The following is a 14,861-nucleotide window of genomic DNA, read 5'->3' as shown; positions in this document are numbered from 1 at the left end:
CGCCCGGCCAGCCGCAAACGGTGTCGTTGATGATGTCGAGGGCCCACCCCCCGGCCCCCTCCCGCAAGCGGGAGGGGGGAGTAGTTACCCCCCGCGCTTGATCGTCTCGCGCGCGACGATCAGCTGCTGGATCTGGCTGGTGCCTTCGTAGATGCGGAACAGCCTGACGTCGCGGTACAGCCGCTCGATGCCGTAATCGGCGATGTATCCCGCGCCGCCATAGATCTGCACCGCGCGGTCGGCGACACGGCCGACCATTTCGCTGGCAAACAGCTTCGCGGCCGAGGATTCGAGCACGACATCCTGACCGGCGTCCTTGGCGGCCGCCGTCTCCAGCACCAGCGCGCGCGCGGCGAGCGCCTCGGTCTTCGAATCCGCGATCATCGCCTGGATCAGCTGATGCTCGCTGATTGCTTTCCCGAACTGTTTGCGCTCGCTGGCATAAGCGACGCAGTCGGCGATCAGCCGCTCGGCCACGCCGACGCACACCGCCGAGATGTGCAGCCGACCGCGATCGAGCACGCGCATCGCGATCTTGAAGCCTTCGCCTTCGGCCCCCAGCCGGTTCGCCGCGGGCACGGGCACGTCGTCAAAATTGACGTCAGCGACCTTTGCGCCCTTCTGCCCCATCTTCTTTTCGGGATGGCCGATCGACATGCCGGGCAGGTCGCGCGGGACGAGGAAAGCGGAAACGCCGCGCGCGCCGGGTTCCTCGCCGGTGCGGGCCATGACGGTGAACAGGTCGGCCTTGTCGGCATTGGTGATGTATCGCTTGGTGCCGCTCAGCCGATAGACATCGCCGTCCTTGACCGCGCGCGTCTTCACCGCGCCTGAGTCGCTGCCGACATCGGGTTCGGTCAGCGCAAAGCTGGTGACGATCTCGCCGCTCGCGATGCGCGGCAGCCAGAGCGCTTTCTGCTCGGGCGTGCCGGCCATCACCAACCCTTGGCTGCCGATGCCGACATTGGTGCCGAAGGTCGAGCGGAAGGCAGGCGTGGTGCGCCCCAGCTCGATCGCAACCTTGCATTCCTCGAGCATCGTCAGCCCGAGGCCGCCATATTCCTCGGCGATCGACAGGCCGTAGAGGCCAAGCTCGCGCATTTCGCGCACGATATCATCGGGAATCGCATCGTCCTGCTCGACTTGCGCCTCAAGCGGGCGGAGGCGTTCGCTGACGAAACGGCGCACTGTGCCGATCAACTGGTCGAAGGTTTCCTGATCGAGCGCCATTGCCTGCACTGCCTCTCCTGTTTGCGCCGTCGTAATCGGCGGCGCGGCTGGCTGCAAGCCAGACCCGAAATTCGAAAGCCTTCGATTGACCGCCCGCATCTGCATACTATGCTGCCCAAAAACACAGAGGAGAGGCTATGCGCTTCGCAGGAAAACGCGCCGTGGTAACCGGCGGCGCATCGGGTATCGGCCGTGCCACCGCGCTGCGGCTGGTCCGCGAGGGCGCCGACGTGTTGATCGGTGACGTCGACGAAGCGCAGGGGCGCGAGATTGCCGAAACCTCCAATGGCCGCATCCGTTTCCAGCGCTGCAATGTCTGCGAGGCCAGCGAGATTGAAGCGCTGATGGTGGCCGCCGATGCGGGTGGCGGCATCGATGTTCTGTTCAACAACGCAGGGGCAGGCGGGGCGCGCGCCAGGATCGACGAGATCAGCCCGGACGAATGGGACTTTACGCAAAACCTGCTGCTGCGGTCGGTCGCGCTCGGCATTCGCTATGCCGCCCCGCTGATGGCGGCGCGCGGCGGCGGCGCGATCGTCAACACCGCCTCGATTGCCGCGCTCCAGACCGGCGCCGCACCGACCGCCTATTCGGTCGCGAAGGCGGGCGTGCTGCACCTGACGCATCTCGCCGCTGCGGATCTTTCGCGGCACAGGATTCGCGTGAATGCGGTCTGTCCGGGCTTCATCACCACCAACATCTTCACCAGCGCGATGGAAATCGACGGCAGCGCGCGCGATCAGGCCAATGCCGCGATCGCCGGGATTGCCGCCGCAGCGCAACCGGTGCAGCGCGCCGGGTCACCCGACGACATTGCCGCTGCCGTCGCCTACCTCGCCAGCGACGACGCCGCGTTCGTGACCGGCACGCACATCACCATCGATGGCGGGATGACGCTTGGTCCGCGTCACAGTTGGGACCCCAATGTGCCGTCGCTCTTTGCCATGCTCGAGGCTTTCAAGAAGTGAGCGAAACCGTGCCAGCCGTGTCGCCAGCCCGCAAGGTTTCGCTGCGCAGCCGCTGGTCGTTCGGGTTCGGATCGGTCGCCTATGGCATCAAGGACAGCGGCTTCGCGACCTTCCTGCTGCTGTTCTACAATCAGGTCGTCGGCCTGCCGGCAGCGGCGGTGGGGGGCGTGATCGCGGCAGTGCTGGTGGTCGAGGCCTTTGCCGATCCGATTGTCGGCTTCCTGTCCGATCACACACGGGGGCGCTGGGGGCGTCGGCATCCGTGGATGTACGGCTCTGCCTTGCCGATCGCGCTCGGTTGGCTGTTGCTGTGGAACCCGCCAGAGGGATGGTCGCAGTCGGCGCTGCTCGGCTATCTGTTCGGTACCGCTTTACTTGTCCGGCTGGCGCTGTCCGCGTTTGAAATTCCTTCGGCGGCGATGGGGCCGGAACTGAGCGCCGATTATGACGAGCGCACACGGCTGTTTTCCTACCGCTATTTGTTCGCCTGGGGTGGTGGGCTGGCGATGCTGTCGCTGACCTATGCCATATTCCTTGTCCCTGATGCATCGCACCCGGTGGGGTTGCAGAATGCCGACGGCTATGGGCGAATGGCGCTGTTCGGCGCAGTGGCCATGTTTGTCGCGATCATCGGTTCGTCGATCGGGTTGCATCCGGAGATCAGGAACCTGCCGCGCTACGAATCGACGGGCGAGACAGCGGCAGAGCATTTCCGTGCCTTCGCGCAGACAGTGCGCAACAAGGGCTTTATCATCCTGATGATCGCAGGCGTGTTCGCCTACACCGCGCAGGGCATGTCGTTCGCGCTGTCAAACTATATGTACCAGTTCGTCTGGGGCTTCAAAGGCGCGGATTATCAGTGGCTGACACTGGCGCTGTTCATCGGCGCGACGCTTGCCTTCATCATTGCCCCGCGCGCGACGCGCAGCGGCGACAAGCACCGCATCGGCGCTGCCTTTGCGATTGCCAATGCCGTGCTGATCACCAGCCCCTATGCCCTGCGGCTGCTCGGGCTGTTTCCGTCGATGGACTCGCCGATCGCGCTGCCGCTGCTGCTCACGATCTTTACGCTCAACACCGCATGCGGCGTGTCTTCCTTCATCATCGGCGCTGCGATGCTCTCGGATGTGGTCGAGGAATCGGAAATGCGCACCGGCCGCCGATCTGAAGGCGTGTTCTTTGCGGGCAGCTTCTTCGTGCAGAAGCTTGTCGGCGGGCTCGGTACGCTAATGGCGGGTACCATTCTCGCCATCGCCGCTTTCCCGGCCGCAGCGGTGCCGGGGTCGGTATCGTCCGAGACCATCAACCGGCTGATTCTGGTATTCGCCGGCGCGATGATCCTGTTCTACGGGCTTGGTGCCTTTGCTTATTCGCGCTTCCCGTTCGGCCGCGCGGAGCATCAGGCCCGACTCGCCAAAATGGGCGTTGCGGCAACCGAATAGCGCGGATCCCCGCCGATTTCGGCGAGCTTGCTGCATCGCCGCAGCAAGTCATCGCCCGGTTCCAACCGTTCGTCCCGAAAGCCGCCGTTCATCGTGGCGAAAGGGTTTCCCCGGCCGCTTGCCTCTGCTTTGTAACACTCAACAGTGTTCAGGCGACCTTGGGGGGTCCATGACAATCAAGACGCTCGCAGCGCGATTCGCGCTGGTGTTTTCCTGCATCCTGATGACATCGGTCCCTGCCATGGCGCGCGGTCTGCAGTGCGTGCCGTTCGCCCGCGAAGTGTCGGGCATCGAAATCCGCGGCAATGCTTACACCTGGTGGGATCAGGCGGCCGGTCGCTATGCGCGCGGCCACGCGCCGAAGGTTGGCGCGGTGCTCGCCTTTGCCGCGACGGCGAAGATGCGCAACGGCCATGTCGCGATGGTCAGCGAAATCGTCAGCGACCGCGAAGTGCTGCTGACCCATGCCAACTGGTCGACTCGCGGCGGCATCGAACGCAATGTCCGCGCCGTCGATGTGTCGGAGGCAGGCGACTGGAGCCGGGTGCGCGTCTGGTTCGGGCCGATGCGCGGGCTCGGCACCACCACCTATCCGATCAAGGGCTTCATCTACCGCGACGGCGCCGATCAGCCCTTGGGTGAAGCGACCGAGATCGCGACCAGGAGCACCGGCGGACGCGGCATCTCGACTCTGGTCGCGATCGAGGACTGAGCGTCGGCTTCAGGCCTTGCCGGGCGTGAATGTCAGCGCGACGCCATTCATGCAATAACGCTTGCCGGTCGGGCGCGGTCCGTCATCGAACACATGGCCCAGATGCCCGCCGCAGCGGCGGCAATGAACTTCGACGCGCTCGAACCCGAGCAGCGTGTCGGTCTTGGTGCGGACCGCATCCTTCAGCGGCATCCAGAAGCTCGGCCAGCCCGTGCCACTGTCATATTTCGTCCGCGACGAAAACAGCGGCAGCGCGCAGCCTGCGCATGCGAAGATGCCGGCGCGATGCTCCTTCAGGAGCGGGCTGCTGCCGGGATATTCGGTCGCCTCATGCCGTAGCGTGCGATAGGCGGCGGGGCTCAGCTTCTTGCGCCACGCGGCGTCGGTCAGCTGATATTCGAACTTTTCGGCAGCTTCGGCGCGCTGGCCACGGCCGCTGAACAAGGCAATCGCGCCCGCACTGATCGCGGCGAACGAGAGGAATTGGCGTCGGTCGGTCATGTCGATCCCCATCTGTGGATTACCGCCTCTATTCGTTGGCGGCGATGCACTAGTTACGGGGGCGACCGCCGATTGGATTTCAGTAGCGGCTGATTTCGACCGGCAGCTTGCGATAGCCATGGACGAAGCAGCCTTTCACGCGGACCGGTTCGCCCACGACGTTCGCGCGCATCCGTCGCTTGGCCATTTCCTCGAGCAGCACCGCGATCTGCAGTTCGGCAAGGCGGGCGCCGACGCAGCGGTGGATCCCGTGACCGAAAGCGAGGTGGCGGCGCGCATTGGGCCGATCGACCACGATTTTGTCGGCATCGTCGCCGAAGATGCTGCGGTCGCGATTGGCCGACAGATACCAGAGCGCAAGCTTGTCGCCCGCCTTGATCTGCTGCCCTTCGAGCACGGTGTCCTGCGTGGCCGTGCGGCGCATGTGCGCCAGCGGGGTCTGCCAGCGGATGATGTCCTGCACTGCATTGGGGATCAGCGAGGGATCGGCCTCTAGCTTCGCACGCTCGTCCGGGAACAGGTCAAGGCCGTAAGCGGCAGCGCTCATCGAATTGCGCGTGGTGTCGTTGCCGCCGACGATCAGCAGGATCAGATTGCCGAGGAATTCCCACTGGTCCATTTCCGACATCGCGTCCGAATGGATCATCATTGAAATCAGGTCCGGCGTCGGCTCCTTGCCAATCTTCGCCTGCCACAGCCTGCCGAAATAGGCAGCGCATTCGTGCATATGCTCGAGCCGCTCGAGCCGCTTTTCCTGATCCTTGAACAATTCATGTCGCCGGCCCAGTCGGACCAGAAGGTCAGCTTGCGGCGATCCTCCCATGGGAAGTCGAACAGGATCGCGAGCATCTGCGTCGTCAGTTCGATCGAGACGCGGTCGACCCAGTCGAATTCCTCACCCCAGGGCAGCGAATCGAGAATTTCGGCCGAGCGCGTGCGGATGTTGTCGGTCATCCGCACCATTTCGCTCGGCGTGAAGGCGGGCGCGACGGTGCGGCGCTGGCCGGTGTGCTTGGGCCGGTCCATTGCGATGAACATCGGCGTCTTGACGGCACCGGGCAGATTCTCGTCGAAGTCGGCAAGGGTAATGCCGCCCGCTTCCGACGAGTAGAGATCGGGCAGCGATTCGACCTCGATGATCGGCTTGTAGGTCGAAATCGACCAATAGGCGCCGTAATCGCTGGCGGGCACATAATGAACCGGAGACTCGGCCCGCAGCTGGGCAAAGGGTTCCTGCCAACGGTCTTCGCTATAAAGTTCGCCGCGGCTGACGTCGAGCGGATCGACGATCTTCCCCGGTGCTGCATCCTGCGCAAGTGTCGCCACGCTCGCCTCTCCCTTATGGGTTCGTTATGCGGCTAAGACACTACCAACTGACATCCGTGTCAATAGGCGTTGCGCTCAGCGGCGGGCGAAACGCGTCATCAGCCCTTTACGCCCGCTACCCGATTTGAGCACGCCGCGCCGGAACGCGCCCGCGCCGATCCAGATCGTGATCGCCACCCACAATGCCTGCCACGCCAGCGCCAGCAGATGCGGCCAGATCTCGGGCCGGTTGGCGGCGCGCGCGGCCATCGCAAAGGGTGAGCTCAGCGGAAATATCTCGGCGAAGATCGCGATCGTGCTGCCGGGGTCAGCGGCGGCGGCAGACGCGAGCCCGAACATTGCCATCTGGACGATCGTGATCGGCAGCGACAGCATCTGGATTTCGCGCATCGTCTGCGCCTGTGCGCCGACGCTGAGGAACACGGCGCCCAGCAGCATATAGGCCATGGTGAAATAGCCGCAGAACAGCAGCACGAAGACGGGCACGCCGATCGCCGGGGCAATCTCGGTGAGCGCGGCGCCGCCGGCGGGCAGGAACCGCCCGATCTGGCTGAGCAATGTCCCCCAGAAAGTGACGAAAAGCACCGCCACGCCGAACATGCCGAGCAATTTGCCGAGGAATACCGATTCGAGCGGGACGGCAGCGGCGAGAATTTCGATCACCTTGTTGCTGCGCTCCTCGGCCATGGTCCCGACCGCCTGACCCGACAGGAACAGCGTCAGGAAGAAGATGCCGGTGACGGCAAGGAACGCCGACTGGTTGCGGCCCGATCGCGATGCCTTTTTGCGGACGATCGAGGTTTTGGTGGCGACGCTCAACGGCTTGTCGCCGACTGCCTTGTCGCGCAGTGCCGTATCGGCGAGCGTTTCGAGATAATCCGCCGATCGCGATCCTTGCGCGCCGTAAAGGATCTCCGGGTGGTCGAGCGGGCCATAAAGCACCGCCGATACTTCGATATCGCGGCCTTCAAATGCTGCACGCGCTTGCGCAGCCGGATCACCCTGCGGGGCCTCGATCGCTAGCGGTGGCGGTGCGTCGCTGCGACGGAAAATGGTCCGCAGCCGCTTGTCGGCGGCGATCAGCGATTGGCCGCGATCAGCGTCGGCGATGGCAATGATCTGAACCTTGCCGCCTGCGCCGCGCGCCAGCGTCGCGCCGCCCAACCCACCGACGACGCCGAAACCGATCATGATCAGCGGCGACAGCAGGAACAGCAGGAACAGGGGTGTGAACACCGTCGCGGTAAAATCGCGCCGCGCGATCGTCAGCGTCTGGCGGATCAGGCGCGCGCTGTTGCCCGACTTTTTTTCACGGGCCGTGCTCATGCCGCCGCCTCCAGCGCGTCGCGACCGACGATGCGCACGAACGCGTCGTGCAGGCTGGGGCGCTCGATCGACAGCCCCGAAATGCCGTGACCGGCCTCGATCAATTGCATCAGCAAAGCCTCTATCCCGGCGTCGGGCATGGTGAAGGTCCAGCCGTCATGGCTGCGTTCGGCGTCCGCGGGCAGCAGCGCGCGCAGGCCGTCGCCTTCATGGTGCGGCACATAATGCGCCTTGAACGGCAGCGTGCCGCGCGCTTCGGCAACGGTGCCTTCGAACCGGCGCTTGCCGCCCGCGATGATGGCGAGCCGGTCGCACAGCCGCTCGGCATGGCCCATGATATGCGTGGAGAAGAGCACCGTCGCGCCGCGATCGCGCTCGGCGCGGATCAGCGTTTCGAGCCGCTCCTGATTGACCGGGTCGAGGCCTGAGAATGGCTCGTCGAGCACCAGCAGCTCGGGTTCATGGACGACCGAGCCGCAGAGCTGGACGAGCTGGGCCATGCCTTTCGACAATTTGCGAATCTTGGTGTCCCCGGCATGGCCGAGCCCGGCGGCTTCGAGCAGCCCGTCGGCGCGCTTGCGCCCGATCTTGAGGTCGAGTCCGCGCAGCGCGCCCATGAAGGCAATCGCCTCGCGTGCTTTCATTGCGGGATAGAGCCCGCGCTCCTCCGGCAGATAGCCGACATGGTCGCTCGCCTCGCGCGGGATCGCCCGGTCGAGCAGCGTGCGACTGCCTTCGTCGGGCTCGATAATGCCGAGCAGCATCCGCAAGGTCGTGGTCTTGCCGGCGCCATTGGGGCCAAGCACGCCATAGATCATGCCCTTGGGCACCGCGATATCGACGCCGTCGACCACGCGCCGATCGCCGAAGCGCTTGACGAGGCCAGTGGCGCTGATCGCCAGATTGCTACGCAAACCAATCCCCTCAAAAACTTGTTCGTCCGGACGGACGGGGTAGGGAAGGCCTATGCCCTTCCACAAGGGCCGTTGGTAGCGGGCAAGGATGAACAAAGACAAGCCATTCGGCGAGCGGTTGAAAGCGAAAGCGGCCGAGCTTGGCTTTGTCGCGTGCGGGATTGCGCGTGCCGATGCGGCCCCGCGCACGGGCGAGCGGCTGCGCGCGTGGCTCGACGAGGGCATGCACGGTGACATGATCTGGATGGAAGCGCGCGCGGGTGAGCGCGCGTCCCCCGCCGGCCTGTGGCCCGACGTGCGCAGCGTGATCGCGCTCGGCATGAGCTATGCGCCGGGCGTGGACCCGCTCGCGCTCGCCGCGGTTTCCGACCGTGCCCGGATCTCGGTCTACGCACAGGGCGGCGATTATCACGATGTCGTCAAGCGGGCGCTGAAGGCGCTGGCACGGTGGATCGTGGCCGAGGCAGGCGGCGACCTGAAGGTTTTCGTCGATACTGCCCCGGTGATGGAAAAGCCGCTCGCCGCAGCAGCGGGGCTCGGCTGGCAGGGCAAGCACAGCAATCTCGTCAGCCGCGTATCCGGCAGCTGGCTGTTCCTCGGCGCGATCTACACGACGCTCGATCTCGACGCTGATACGCCCGGACGCGACCGTTGCGGATCGTGCGATGCTTGCCAGCGGGCCTGCCCGACCGATGCCTTTCCGGCGCCTTATCGGCTCGATGCGCGGCGCTGCATTTCCTATCTGACAATCGAGCACAGGGGTCCGATTCCGCTCGAATTGCGCGAAGGTATCGGCAACCGCGTCTATGGCTGCGACGATTGTCTGGCGGTGTGCCCGTGGAACAAATTCGCCGTCAGCGCCGCTGCCAATCGTGCTTTCCTGCCGCGTGCCGAATTGACCGCCCCCGCGCTCGCCGATCTGCTGGCGCTCGACGATGCGGGTTTTCGCGAAATATTTGCAGGCTCGCCGATCAAGCGCATCGGGCGCGAGCGGATGGTGCGCAATGCCGCCATCGCAGCGGGCAACAGCGGCGATCCGGCACTGGCCGATCGCTTGCGCGCGCTCGCCGACGACCCGTCTGAGGTAGTGCGCGATGCGGCCAGTTGGGCGCTCGGCCGGTTACTTGCCGCCGCCGCGCCGGGTGAGCGCGGCAACGCATGACGCGCGATCGATCGGGCTGCCGTTGGTCTGGCGCGCATCGACATAAGTGACGACGGGCGCGCTCGATCCCTTGGGATAGAGATAGGCATCGAGCACGCAGATGCCGCTCGCGAACTGGAGCTTGCGCGCGGCGCCTTCGGTAACCTCGGCATCGGGCTTGCCGAACAATGCGACCAGCCCGCGCTCGCTCTGGCCGAGCACGCGTTCCAGCCCGACGCGGGGCAGTGGCGCGCTCGGGATCGGCACCGGCGCCGCGCGCACCGCAGGCGGTGTGGCACTGGTGGTCGAACAACCGGCGACGGTCAGCGCCAGCGTCGCCACGGCAAGGCGGGATCTCGACAATTTCATGCGCGCCTTAGCAGCACGCCCGGCAGCAAACGGCAACCCCGCCGCGATGCGCCCGCCGCGCGCCGGTTGCGGATTGTCGTGCAGGGCGATAGGCGGCGTGCACGCAATCTTCAGGAGACCGCCGTGACCGCACCCAGCCACGATCCCACGCTCGACGTCGTCGCGATCGGCAACGCCATCGTCGACGTGCTCGCGCATGCCGACGATGATTTCATCGCTGCCGAAGGCATGACCAAGGGGTCGATGCAGCTGATGTTCTCGCCTGCCGAGGCCGATGCGCTTTATGCCAAGATGGGTCCCGGGACCGAGGCGAGCGGCGGGTCGGCCGCCAACACCGTTGCGGGCATCGCGGCGCTGGGCGGCAAGACCGGCTTCATTGGCCAGGTCGCGAAGGACCAGCTGGGCGAAGTCTTCGCGCACGATATCCGCGCGACCGGCGTCGTGTTCGACACGCCCGCGCGCGATGGCGAACCCTCGACCGCGCGCTGCCTGATCCTCGTGACGCCCGACGGACAGCGGACGATGAACACCTTCCTCGGCGCGTCGCAGTTCCTGCCCGCCCATGCGCTCGACCGCAGCCTGATCGAATCGGGCGCGATCCTCTATCTCGAAGGCTATCTCTGGGACCCTGAAGAACCGCGGGCGGCGATGCGCGCCGCCATCGACTTCGCCCGGGCGGCGGGGCGCAAGGTCGCCTTCACCGTGTCCGACGTGTTCTGCATCTCGCGCCACGGTGACGATTTCCGCCAGCTGCTGGCGGACGGCTTGATCGACATCCTGTTCGCCAACGAGAACGAGCTGCTGGCGCTCGCCAATGAGGAGGATTTCCAGCAGGCGCTGCTCCGCATCGCCGCGCAGGTGCCGCTGCTGGTCGTCACCCGCAGCGAGAAGGGCGCACTCGCCATCCGCACGGGCGAGACCGCGACGGTCGCCGCCGAACCGATCGAGCGCGTCGTCGACACGACGGGTGCGGGCGATCTTTTCGCCGCTGGCTTCCTCCACGGTCAGGCGCGCGGGATGAGCCTGGTCGATTCACTGCGCATCGGTGCGATCTGCGCCGCCGAGATCATCAGCCATGTCGGCGCACGACCGATGGTCGATTTGAAGGCGCTGGTGGCGGAAAAGCTCGGCGCGGCCGTCGCCTGACCGGATCGGCAAGCGCGCAAAAAAAGGGCCGGAGGAGCGATCCTCCGGCCCTTTTCTGTGGCATGGTCGGTGACCGAAATCAGATGTTCGGCGCGATCGGCTCGCGATCGTCACCGGGTGTCACCTCGACGATGCCGCGCCCGAGATGGCTCGCACCGCGCCCATAGGCGAAATAGGCAATGATGCCGATCACGGCCCAGATGAAGAACACCAGAATCGCCTGCCACGGGAGGTTCGCGAACAGGAAGATGCAGCCGAAAATGGTCGCCGGTCCGACCACGACGAGCAGCGGCGTGCGGAACGTCCGTGGTGCGTTAGGCGCGGTCCGGCGCAGGATCATCACGCAGATCGCGACCATCATGAACGCATAGAGCGTCCCGGCATTGGCCCAGTCGGCAAGCTGCCCCACGGGGAAGAAGGCCGCGCCGATGGCGACGACCACGCCCGTTACCATCGTGACGATATGCGGCGTCTTCCACTTCGGATGGACCGTGCTCAGTCGTTCGGGCAGCAGGCCGTCGCGCGCCATCACGAAGAAGATGCGCGTCTGGCCGTACATCAGGATCAGGATCACCGACGGCAGCGCAAATCCGGCGGCATAGCCCAGCGCATTGCCGACCTGCGACCAGCCGATCGTGCGCAGCACATGGGCCAGCGCTTCGTTCGAGCAGACCAGCGCTTCCTTATACTGCGGCAGCGCGCACTGGCGGGCGAGCTCTTCCGATCCGGTCGGGAACGGGATTCCGTTCGGCCCCATGATCGGCTGGCCGCCGATCGTGCCGATCGCCCCGGCGGCGACCAGAATGTAGAAGACGGTGCAAAACAGCAGCGAGCCGATCAGGCCGATCGGGACATTGACTTGCGGATTCTTGGTTTCCTCGGCTGCCGTCGAAACGGCGTCGAAGCCGACATAGGCAAAGAAGATCGTGGCCGCAGCCCCAACCGCGCCAACACCCGTGCCGAAGCCGCCGAACACGCCGGCGGGCAGGAACGGATTGAAACGTTCGGCGCTGAACTGATCGCTCGGCAAGGTGAGCGCGATGAACGCGGTGAGCGCGGTCACCTTGATCAGCACCAGAACGGCGTTGACGCGCGCGCTCTCGGTGGTGCCGATCATCAGCAACCATGTGATCAAGCCCGCGATCAGCACCGCCGGCAAGTTGATGAACCCGCCCGGTGCGCCGCCCAGCGCCAGCGGGGCGCTTGCCAGATAGGCGGGTAGCTTGATCCCAAGTGTCTGGTCGAGGAATGTACCGCTGAAGTAACCCGACCAGCCAACGCAGACCGCGCTGGCGGCAACGGCATATTCCAGCACCAGCGCCCAGCCGACGGTCCAGGCCAGAAATTCGCCCATCGATGCATAGGTATAGGTGTAGGCTGACCCGGCGACGGGCACCATCGCCGCAATTTCAGCGTAACAAAGCGCCGCAACGATGCAGATGACCCCGGCAATCGCAAAGGCGAGCATCAGGCCCGGCCCGGCCTTTTGCGCCCCTGCCGCGGTCAGCACGAAAATGCCGGTACCGATGACGCAGCCAATGCCGAACAGGGTAAGCTGAAACCAGCCGAGTGTGCGGTGCAGCGATTTCTTTTCGGCTGTGGCCAGAATCGCGTCGAGCGGCTTGATGCGCCAATCCATCCAGTCAATTCCCCTTTTGCGGCGGCTTTTGCCGCCTCAGCAAAGTCCGCGACCGTAAACCCAAATCCGTCGCGTACAATCCCCTATCGCATCAGCATCGGCCCGAGCGGTTGCCCGGCGAAGATGTGGACGTGGAGATGCGGTACTTCCTGATGCGCGTTCATCCCGGTGTTGGCGAGCAGGCGGTATCCCGGCGCGACCAGCCCCGCCGCGCGCGCGACTTCGCCGACTGCGCGCACGAACCCGGCAATCTCGACATCGCTCGCGCGGGCGCTGAAGTCGTCCCACGACACATAGGCACCGCGCGGGATCACGAGGAGATGCGTCGGCGCCTGTGGGTTGATGTCGTGGAAGGCGACCGCGAAATCGTCCTCATACACCCGCCGCGAGGGGATTTCGTCGCGCAGGATCTTGGCGAAGATATTCTGGTCGTCATAGGGCTGGGTGGCGTCGATCGGCATGGGGTGCTCCAAGTCCCCCTCCCGCTTGCCGGAGGGGCTAGGGGTGGGGATGGCCTGACTATCGCTCGCGTAGTAGGCCCACCCCCGACCCCTCCCGCAAGCGGGGGGTCAAGTCTTCCGAGCGGCCTTCTCATCAATCCCCGACACGCCTTCGCGGCGGCGCATTTCGGCGCGGATATCGTCGAGGCTCAGCCCCGCATCGGCGAGCAGCACCAGCAGGTGAAACATCAGATCGGTCGCCTCGCCGACCAGCGCCGCGCGATCGTCGCCGAGCGAGGCGATGACGGTTTCAACCGCTTCCTCGCCGACTTTCTGCGCGATCTTGGCGCGCCCGGCGGCGAACAGCTTGGCGGTGTAGCTCGTCGCAGGGTCGGCGCCGCGGCGGCTGCGGATCACCGATTCGAGCGTAGCGATAAAGTCTTCGGCCATTGGCTTGGGCTGGCCCAGCCGCCCGCGCGCGTCAATCCTTCGCGGCGTCGCGCGCCTTGGCGAAGCGTCGGCGAAGCGCGCGGCGGACGAACCACACGCCTGCCGCCGCCATCACGAAAAGCGCGATGTCCGACAATTCCGGCGCGGTGCGCGGGTGGGCAACGCCCGAATGGGCAGTGACGGCGGTGAGTTCCAGCATTGCGGCCTTCTACCGACGTTCCGTTAAAACTCTTTCGTCATGCTGAACTTGGTTCAGCATCCAACGTGGCACACGCCCGCCCGGTACCGGTGGCACGTTGGACCCTGAAACGAGTTCAGGGTGACGCATAGAGCGTTGCGAGCGATGGTCTCACGCTGCGACCGGCGTGCGCACTGGCACCCCAGCCGCCGCCAGCGCGCGGTGGGCGTCGGCGATGCTCGCTTCCCCGAAGTGGAAGATCGATGCGGCGAGGACGGCGCTCGCATGCCCTTCGGTAATCCCCGCGACCAGATCGCCCAGCCAACCGACGCCGCCGCTCGCCACGACCGGCACGCGCACCTGATCGGCGATCGTGCGGATCAGCGCGAGGTCATAGCCGCCGCGCGTGCCGTCGCGGTCCATCGACGTCACCAGCAATTCGCCAGCGCCAAGCCCGGCGAGTCGCAGCGCGTGTTCCACCGCGTCGATGCCGGTCGCGCGCCGCCCGCCATGGGTGAAGACTTCCCAGCGCCCCTCGGCGACTTGTCGCGCATCGACCGAGGCGACGCAGCACTGGCTGCCGAAGCGATCGGCAATGTCGGCGACGACCTCGGGCCGCGCGACGGCGGCGCTGTTGACCGCGACCTTGTCGGCCCCGGCGAGCAGCAGCGCGCGCGCATCCTCGGCGCTCCGCACCCCGCCCCCGACCGTGAGCGGCATGAAGCAGACTTCAGCCGTCCGGCGGACGACATCGATGATCGTCCCGCGTGCTTCGTGGCTCGCGGTGATGTCGAGGAAGCACAGCTCGTCCGCGCCCGCCGCGTCATAGGCCCGCGCCTGTTCTACCGGATCGCCCGCATCGCGCAGATCGACGAAATTGACGCCCTTGACGACGCGGCCATTGGCAACGTCGAGGCAGGGGATGACGCGCGCGCGGACGGTCATGGGGCAAACCCCTCCCCTTTAGGAGCTTCGCCGCTGTCCCGTCCCCCGGACGGGACCAAGAGCGGCGAAGCTGGGCAGGGGGTGGGGCGTGTCTCACAGAGCGCGACCCCGGTGGTGAGGCCCCACCCCAACCC

General features: G+C 65.7%; 15 protein-coding genes and 1 pseudogene. 5 read left to right on the top strand and 11 right to left on the bottom strand.

Annotated elements, in window-relative coordinates; translation table 11 throughout:
- Positions 1–84: 84 nt before the first annotated feature.
- The gene (locus tag AX672_RS04420; RefSeq protein WP_066648848.1) at positions 85–1,230 is read right to left on the bottom strand and encodes an acyl-CoA dehydrogenase family protein; all 1,146 of its coding nucleotides are present in this window, start codon (positions 1,228–1,230) and stop codon (positions 85–87) included.
- Positions 1,231–1,367: 137 nt separating this feature from the next.
- On the opposite strand from AX672_RS04420, the gene AX672_RS04415 reads away from it, so the two are divergent.
- The 3 genes from AX672_RS04415 (at position 1,368) to AX672_RS04405 (ending at position 4,352) form a co-directional block, all read left to right on the top strand.
- Positions 1,368–2,198: an SDR family NAD(P)-dependent oxidoreductase gene (locus tag AX672_RS04415; RefSeq protein WP_066648838.1), complete on the top strand. Its 831-nt coding sequence runs from the start codon at positions 1,368–1,370 to the stop codon at positions 2,196–2,198.
- Positions 2,195–3,640 (top strand): MFS transporter, encoded by a 1,446-nt coding sequence (locus AX672_RS04410; protein WP_202189234.1) that lies wholly within the window; start codon positions 2,195–2,197, stop codon positions 3,638–3,640. The genes AX672_RS04415 and AX672_RS04410 overlap by 4 nt, the downstream gene beginning before the upstream one ends.
- Positions 3,641–3,809: 169 nt before the next feature.
- Positions 3,810–4,352, top strand: coding sequence for a CHAP domain-containing protein (locus AX672_RS04405; protein ID WP_066648836.1), 543 nt, complete (start codon positions 3,810–3,812; stop codon positions 4,350–4,352).
- A 9-nt stretch (positions 4,353–4,361) separates the two neighbouring features.
- Here AX672_RS04405 and msrB read toward each other — a convergent pair whose 3' ends face one another.
- The 4 genes and pseudogenes from msrB to AX672_RS04385 all read right to left on the bottom strand — a co-directional run bounded on the left by msrB (position 4,362) and on the right by AX672_RS04385 (position 8,419).
- The gene (gene msrB / locus AX672_RS04400; RefSeq protein WP_066648857.1) at positions 4,362–4,853 is read right to left on the bottom strand and encodes a peptide-methionine (R)-S-oxide reductase MsrB; all 492 of its coding nucleotides are present in this window, start codon (positions 4,851–4,853) and stop codon (positions 4,362–4,364) included.
- A 79-nt stretch (positions 4,854–4,932) separates the two neighbouring features.
- Positions 4,933–6,179 (bottom strand): annotated as a pseudogene (locus AX672_RS04395) (cytochrome P450).
- A gap of 75 nt (positions 6,180–6,254) precedes the next feature.
- The gene (locus AX672_RS04390) at positions 6,255–7,505 is read right to left on the bottom strand and encodes an ABC transporter permease (protein ID WP_066648833.1); all 1,251 of its coding nucleotides are present in this window, start codon (positions 7,503–7,505) and stop codon (positions 6,255–6,257) included.
- Positions 7,502–8,419: an ABC transporter ATP-binding protein gene (locus AX672_RS04385; protein WP_082730373.1), complete on the bottom strand. Its 918-nt coding sequence runs from the start codon at positions 8,417–8,419 to the stop codon at positions 7,502–7,504. The genes AX672_RS04390 and AX672_RS04385 overlap by 4 nt, the downstream gene beginning before the upstream one ends.
- Before the next feature lie 88 nt (positions 8,420–8,507).
- Between AX672_RS04385 and queG the strand changes: the two genes are divergently transcribed.
- Positions 8,508–9,581 carry a tRNA epoxyqueuosine(34) reductase QueG gene (gene queG, locus AX672_RS04380; RefSeq protein ID WP_066648822.1) on the top strand — a complete coding sequence of 358 codons (1,074 nt, stop codon included), beginning with the start codon at positions 8,508–8,510 and terminating at the stop codon, positions 9,579–9,581.
- On the opposite strand, the gene AX672_RS04375 is transcribed toward queG, so the two are convergent.
- Entirely contained in the window at positions 9,540–9,929 is a 390-nt protein-coding gene (locus AX672_RS04375) for a hypothetical protein (protein WP_066648820.1), read from the bottom strand. The genes queG and AX672_RS04375 overlap by 42 nt on opposite strands.
- A gap of 123 nt (positions 9,930–10,052) precedes the next feature.
- On the opposite strand from AX672_RS04375, the gene AX672_RS04370 reads away from it, so the two are divergent.
- Complete coding sequence (locus AX672_RS04370) at positions 10,053–11,075, top strand: adenosine kinase (RefSeq protein ID WP_066648851.1); 1,023 nt, start codon at positions 10,053–10,055, stop codon at positions 11,073–11,075.
- Positions 11,076–11,154: 79 nt separating this feature from the next.
- Here AX672_RS04370 and AX672_RS04365 read toward each other — a convergent pair whose 3' ends face one another.
- The 5 genes from AX672_RS04365 to hisF all read right to left on the bottom strand — a co-directional run bounded on the left by AX672_RS04365 (position 11,155) and on the right by hisF (position 14,727).
- Positions 11,155–12,714: an amino acid permease gene (locus AX672_RS04365; protein WP_066648818.1), complete on the bottom strand. Its 1,560-nt coding sequence runs from the start codon at positions 12,712–12,714 to the stop codon at positions 11,155–11,157.
- A gap of 83 nt (positions 12,715–12,797) precedes the next feature.
- Positions 12,798–13,175, bottom strand: a complete 378-nt coding sequence (locus tag AX672_RS04360) for a histidine triad nucleotide-binding protein (protein ID WP_066648816.1) — start codon at positions 13,173–13,175, stop codon at positions 12,798–12,800.
- A gap of 108 nt (positions 13,176–13,283) precedes the next feature.
- Positions 13,284–13,604 (bottom strand): phosphoribosyl-ATP diphosphatase, encoded by a 321-nt coding sequence (locus AX672_RS04355; RefSeq protein WP_066648814.1) that lies wholly within the window; start codon positions 13,602–13,604, stop codon positions 13,284–13,286.
- 31 nt (positions 13,605–13,635) lie between these two features.
- Complete coding sequence (locus AX672_RS18825; protein WP_202189233.1) at positions 13,636–13,803, bottom strand: hypothetical protein; 168 nt, start codon at positions 13,801–13,803, stop codon at positions 13,636–13,638.
- A gap of 150 nt (positions 13,804–13,953) precedes the next feature.
- On the bottom strand, positions 13,954–14,727 hold the full coding sequence (hisF, locus tag AX672_RS04350) for an imidazole glycerol phosphate synthase subunit HisF (protein ID WP_066648812.1): 774 nt from the start codon (positions 14,725–14,727) through the stop codon (positions 13,954–13,956).
- Between the last annotated feature and the right edge of the window lie 134 nt (positions 14,728–14,861).

Source organism: Sphingomonas sp. CCH10-B3 (assembly GCF_001556185.1).
GTDB classification, from domain to species: Bacteria; Pseudomonadota; Alphaproteobacteria; order Sphingomonadales; family Sphingomonadaceae; genus Sphingomonas; species Sphingomonas aquatica.
The sequence above is the reverse complement of the archived record's forward strand: the minus strand, read 5'-3'. Positions and strand labels throughout refer to the sequence as shown.

What these genes read in the sequence shown, in the direction of transcription:
- AX672_RS04420 (WP_066648848.1), bottom strand. Translation starts at nt 1,230, where the DNA reads ATGGCGCTCGATCAGGAAACCTTCGACCAGTTGATCGGCACAGTGCGC.
- AX672_RS04415 (WP_066648838.1), top strand. Translation starts at nt 1,368, where the DNA reads ATGCGCTTCGCAGGAAAACGCGCCGTGGTAACCGGCGGCGCATCGGGT.
- AX672_RS04405 (WP_066648836.1), top strand. Translation starts at nt 3,810, where the DNA reads ATGACAATCAAGACGCTCGCAGCGCGATTCGCGCTGGTGTTTTCCTGC.
- msrB (WP_066648857.1), bottom strand. Translation starts at nt 4,853, where the DNA reads ATGACCGACCGACGCCAATTCCTCTCGTTCGCCGCGATCAGTGCGGGC.
- AX672_RS04390 (WP_066648833.1), bottom strand. Translation starts at nt 7,505, where the DNA reads ATGAGCACGGCCCGTGAAAAAAAGTCGGGCAACAGCGCGCGCCTGATC.
- queG (WP_066648822.1), top strand. Translation starts at nt 8,508, where the DNA reads ATGAACAAAGACAAGCCATTCGGCGAGCGGTTGAAAGCGAAAGCGGCC.
- AX672_RS04375 (WP_066648820.1), bottom strand. Translation starts at nt 9,929, where the DNA reads ATGAAATTGTCGAGATCCCGCCTTGCCGTGGCGACGCTGGCGCTGACC.
- AX672_RS04365 (WP_066648818.1), bottom strand. Translation starts at nt 12,714, where the DNA reads ATGGATTGGCGCATCAAGCCGCTCGACGCGATTCTGGCCACAGCCGAA.
- AX672_RS04360 (WP_066648816.1), bottom strand. Translation starts at nt 13,175, where the DNA reads ATGCCGATCGACGCCACCCAGCCCTATGACGACCAGAATATCTTCGCC.
- AX672_RS04355 (WP_066648814.1), bottom strand. Translation starts at nt 13,604, where the DNA reads ATGGCCGAAGACTTTATCGCTACGCTCGAATCGGTGATCCGCAGCCGC.
- AX672_RS18825 (WP_202189233.1), bottom strand. Translation starts at nt 13,803, where the DNA reads ATGCTGGAACTCACCGCCGTCACTGCCCATTCGGGCGTTGCCCACCCG.
- hisF (WP_066648812.1), bottom strand. Translation starts at nt 14,727, where the DNA reads ATGACCGTCCGCGCGCGCGTCATCCCCTGCCTCGACGTTGCCAATGGC.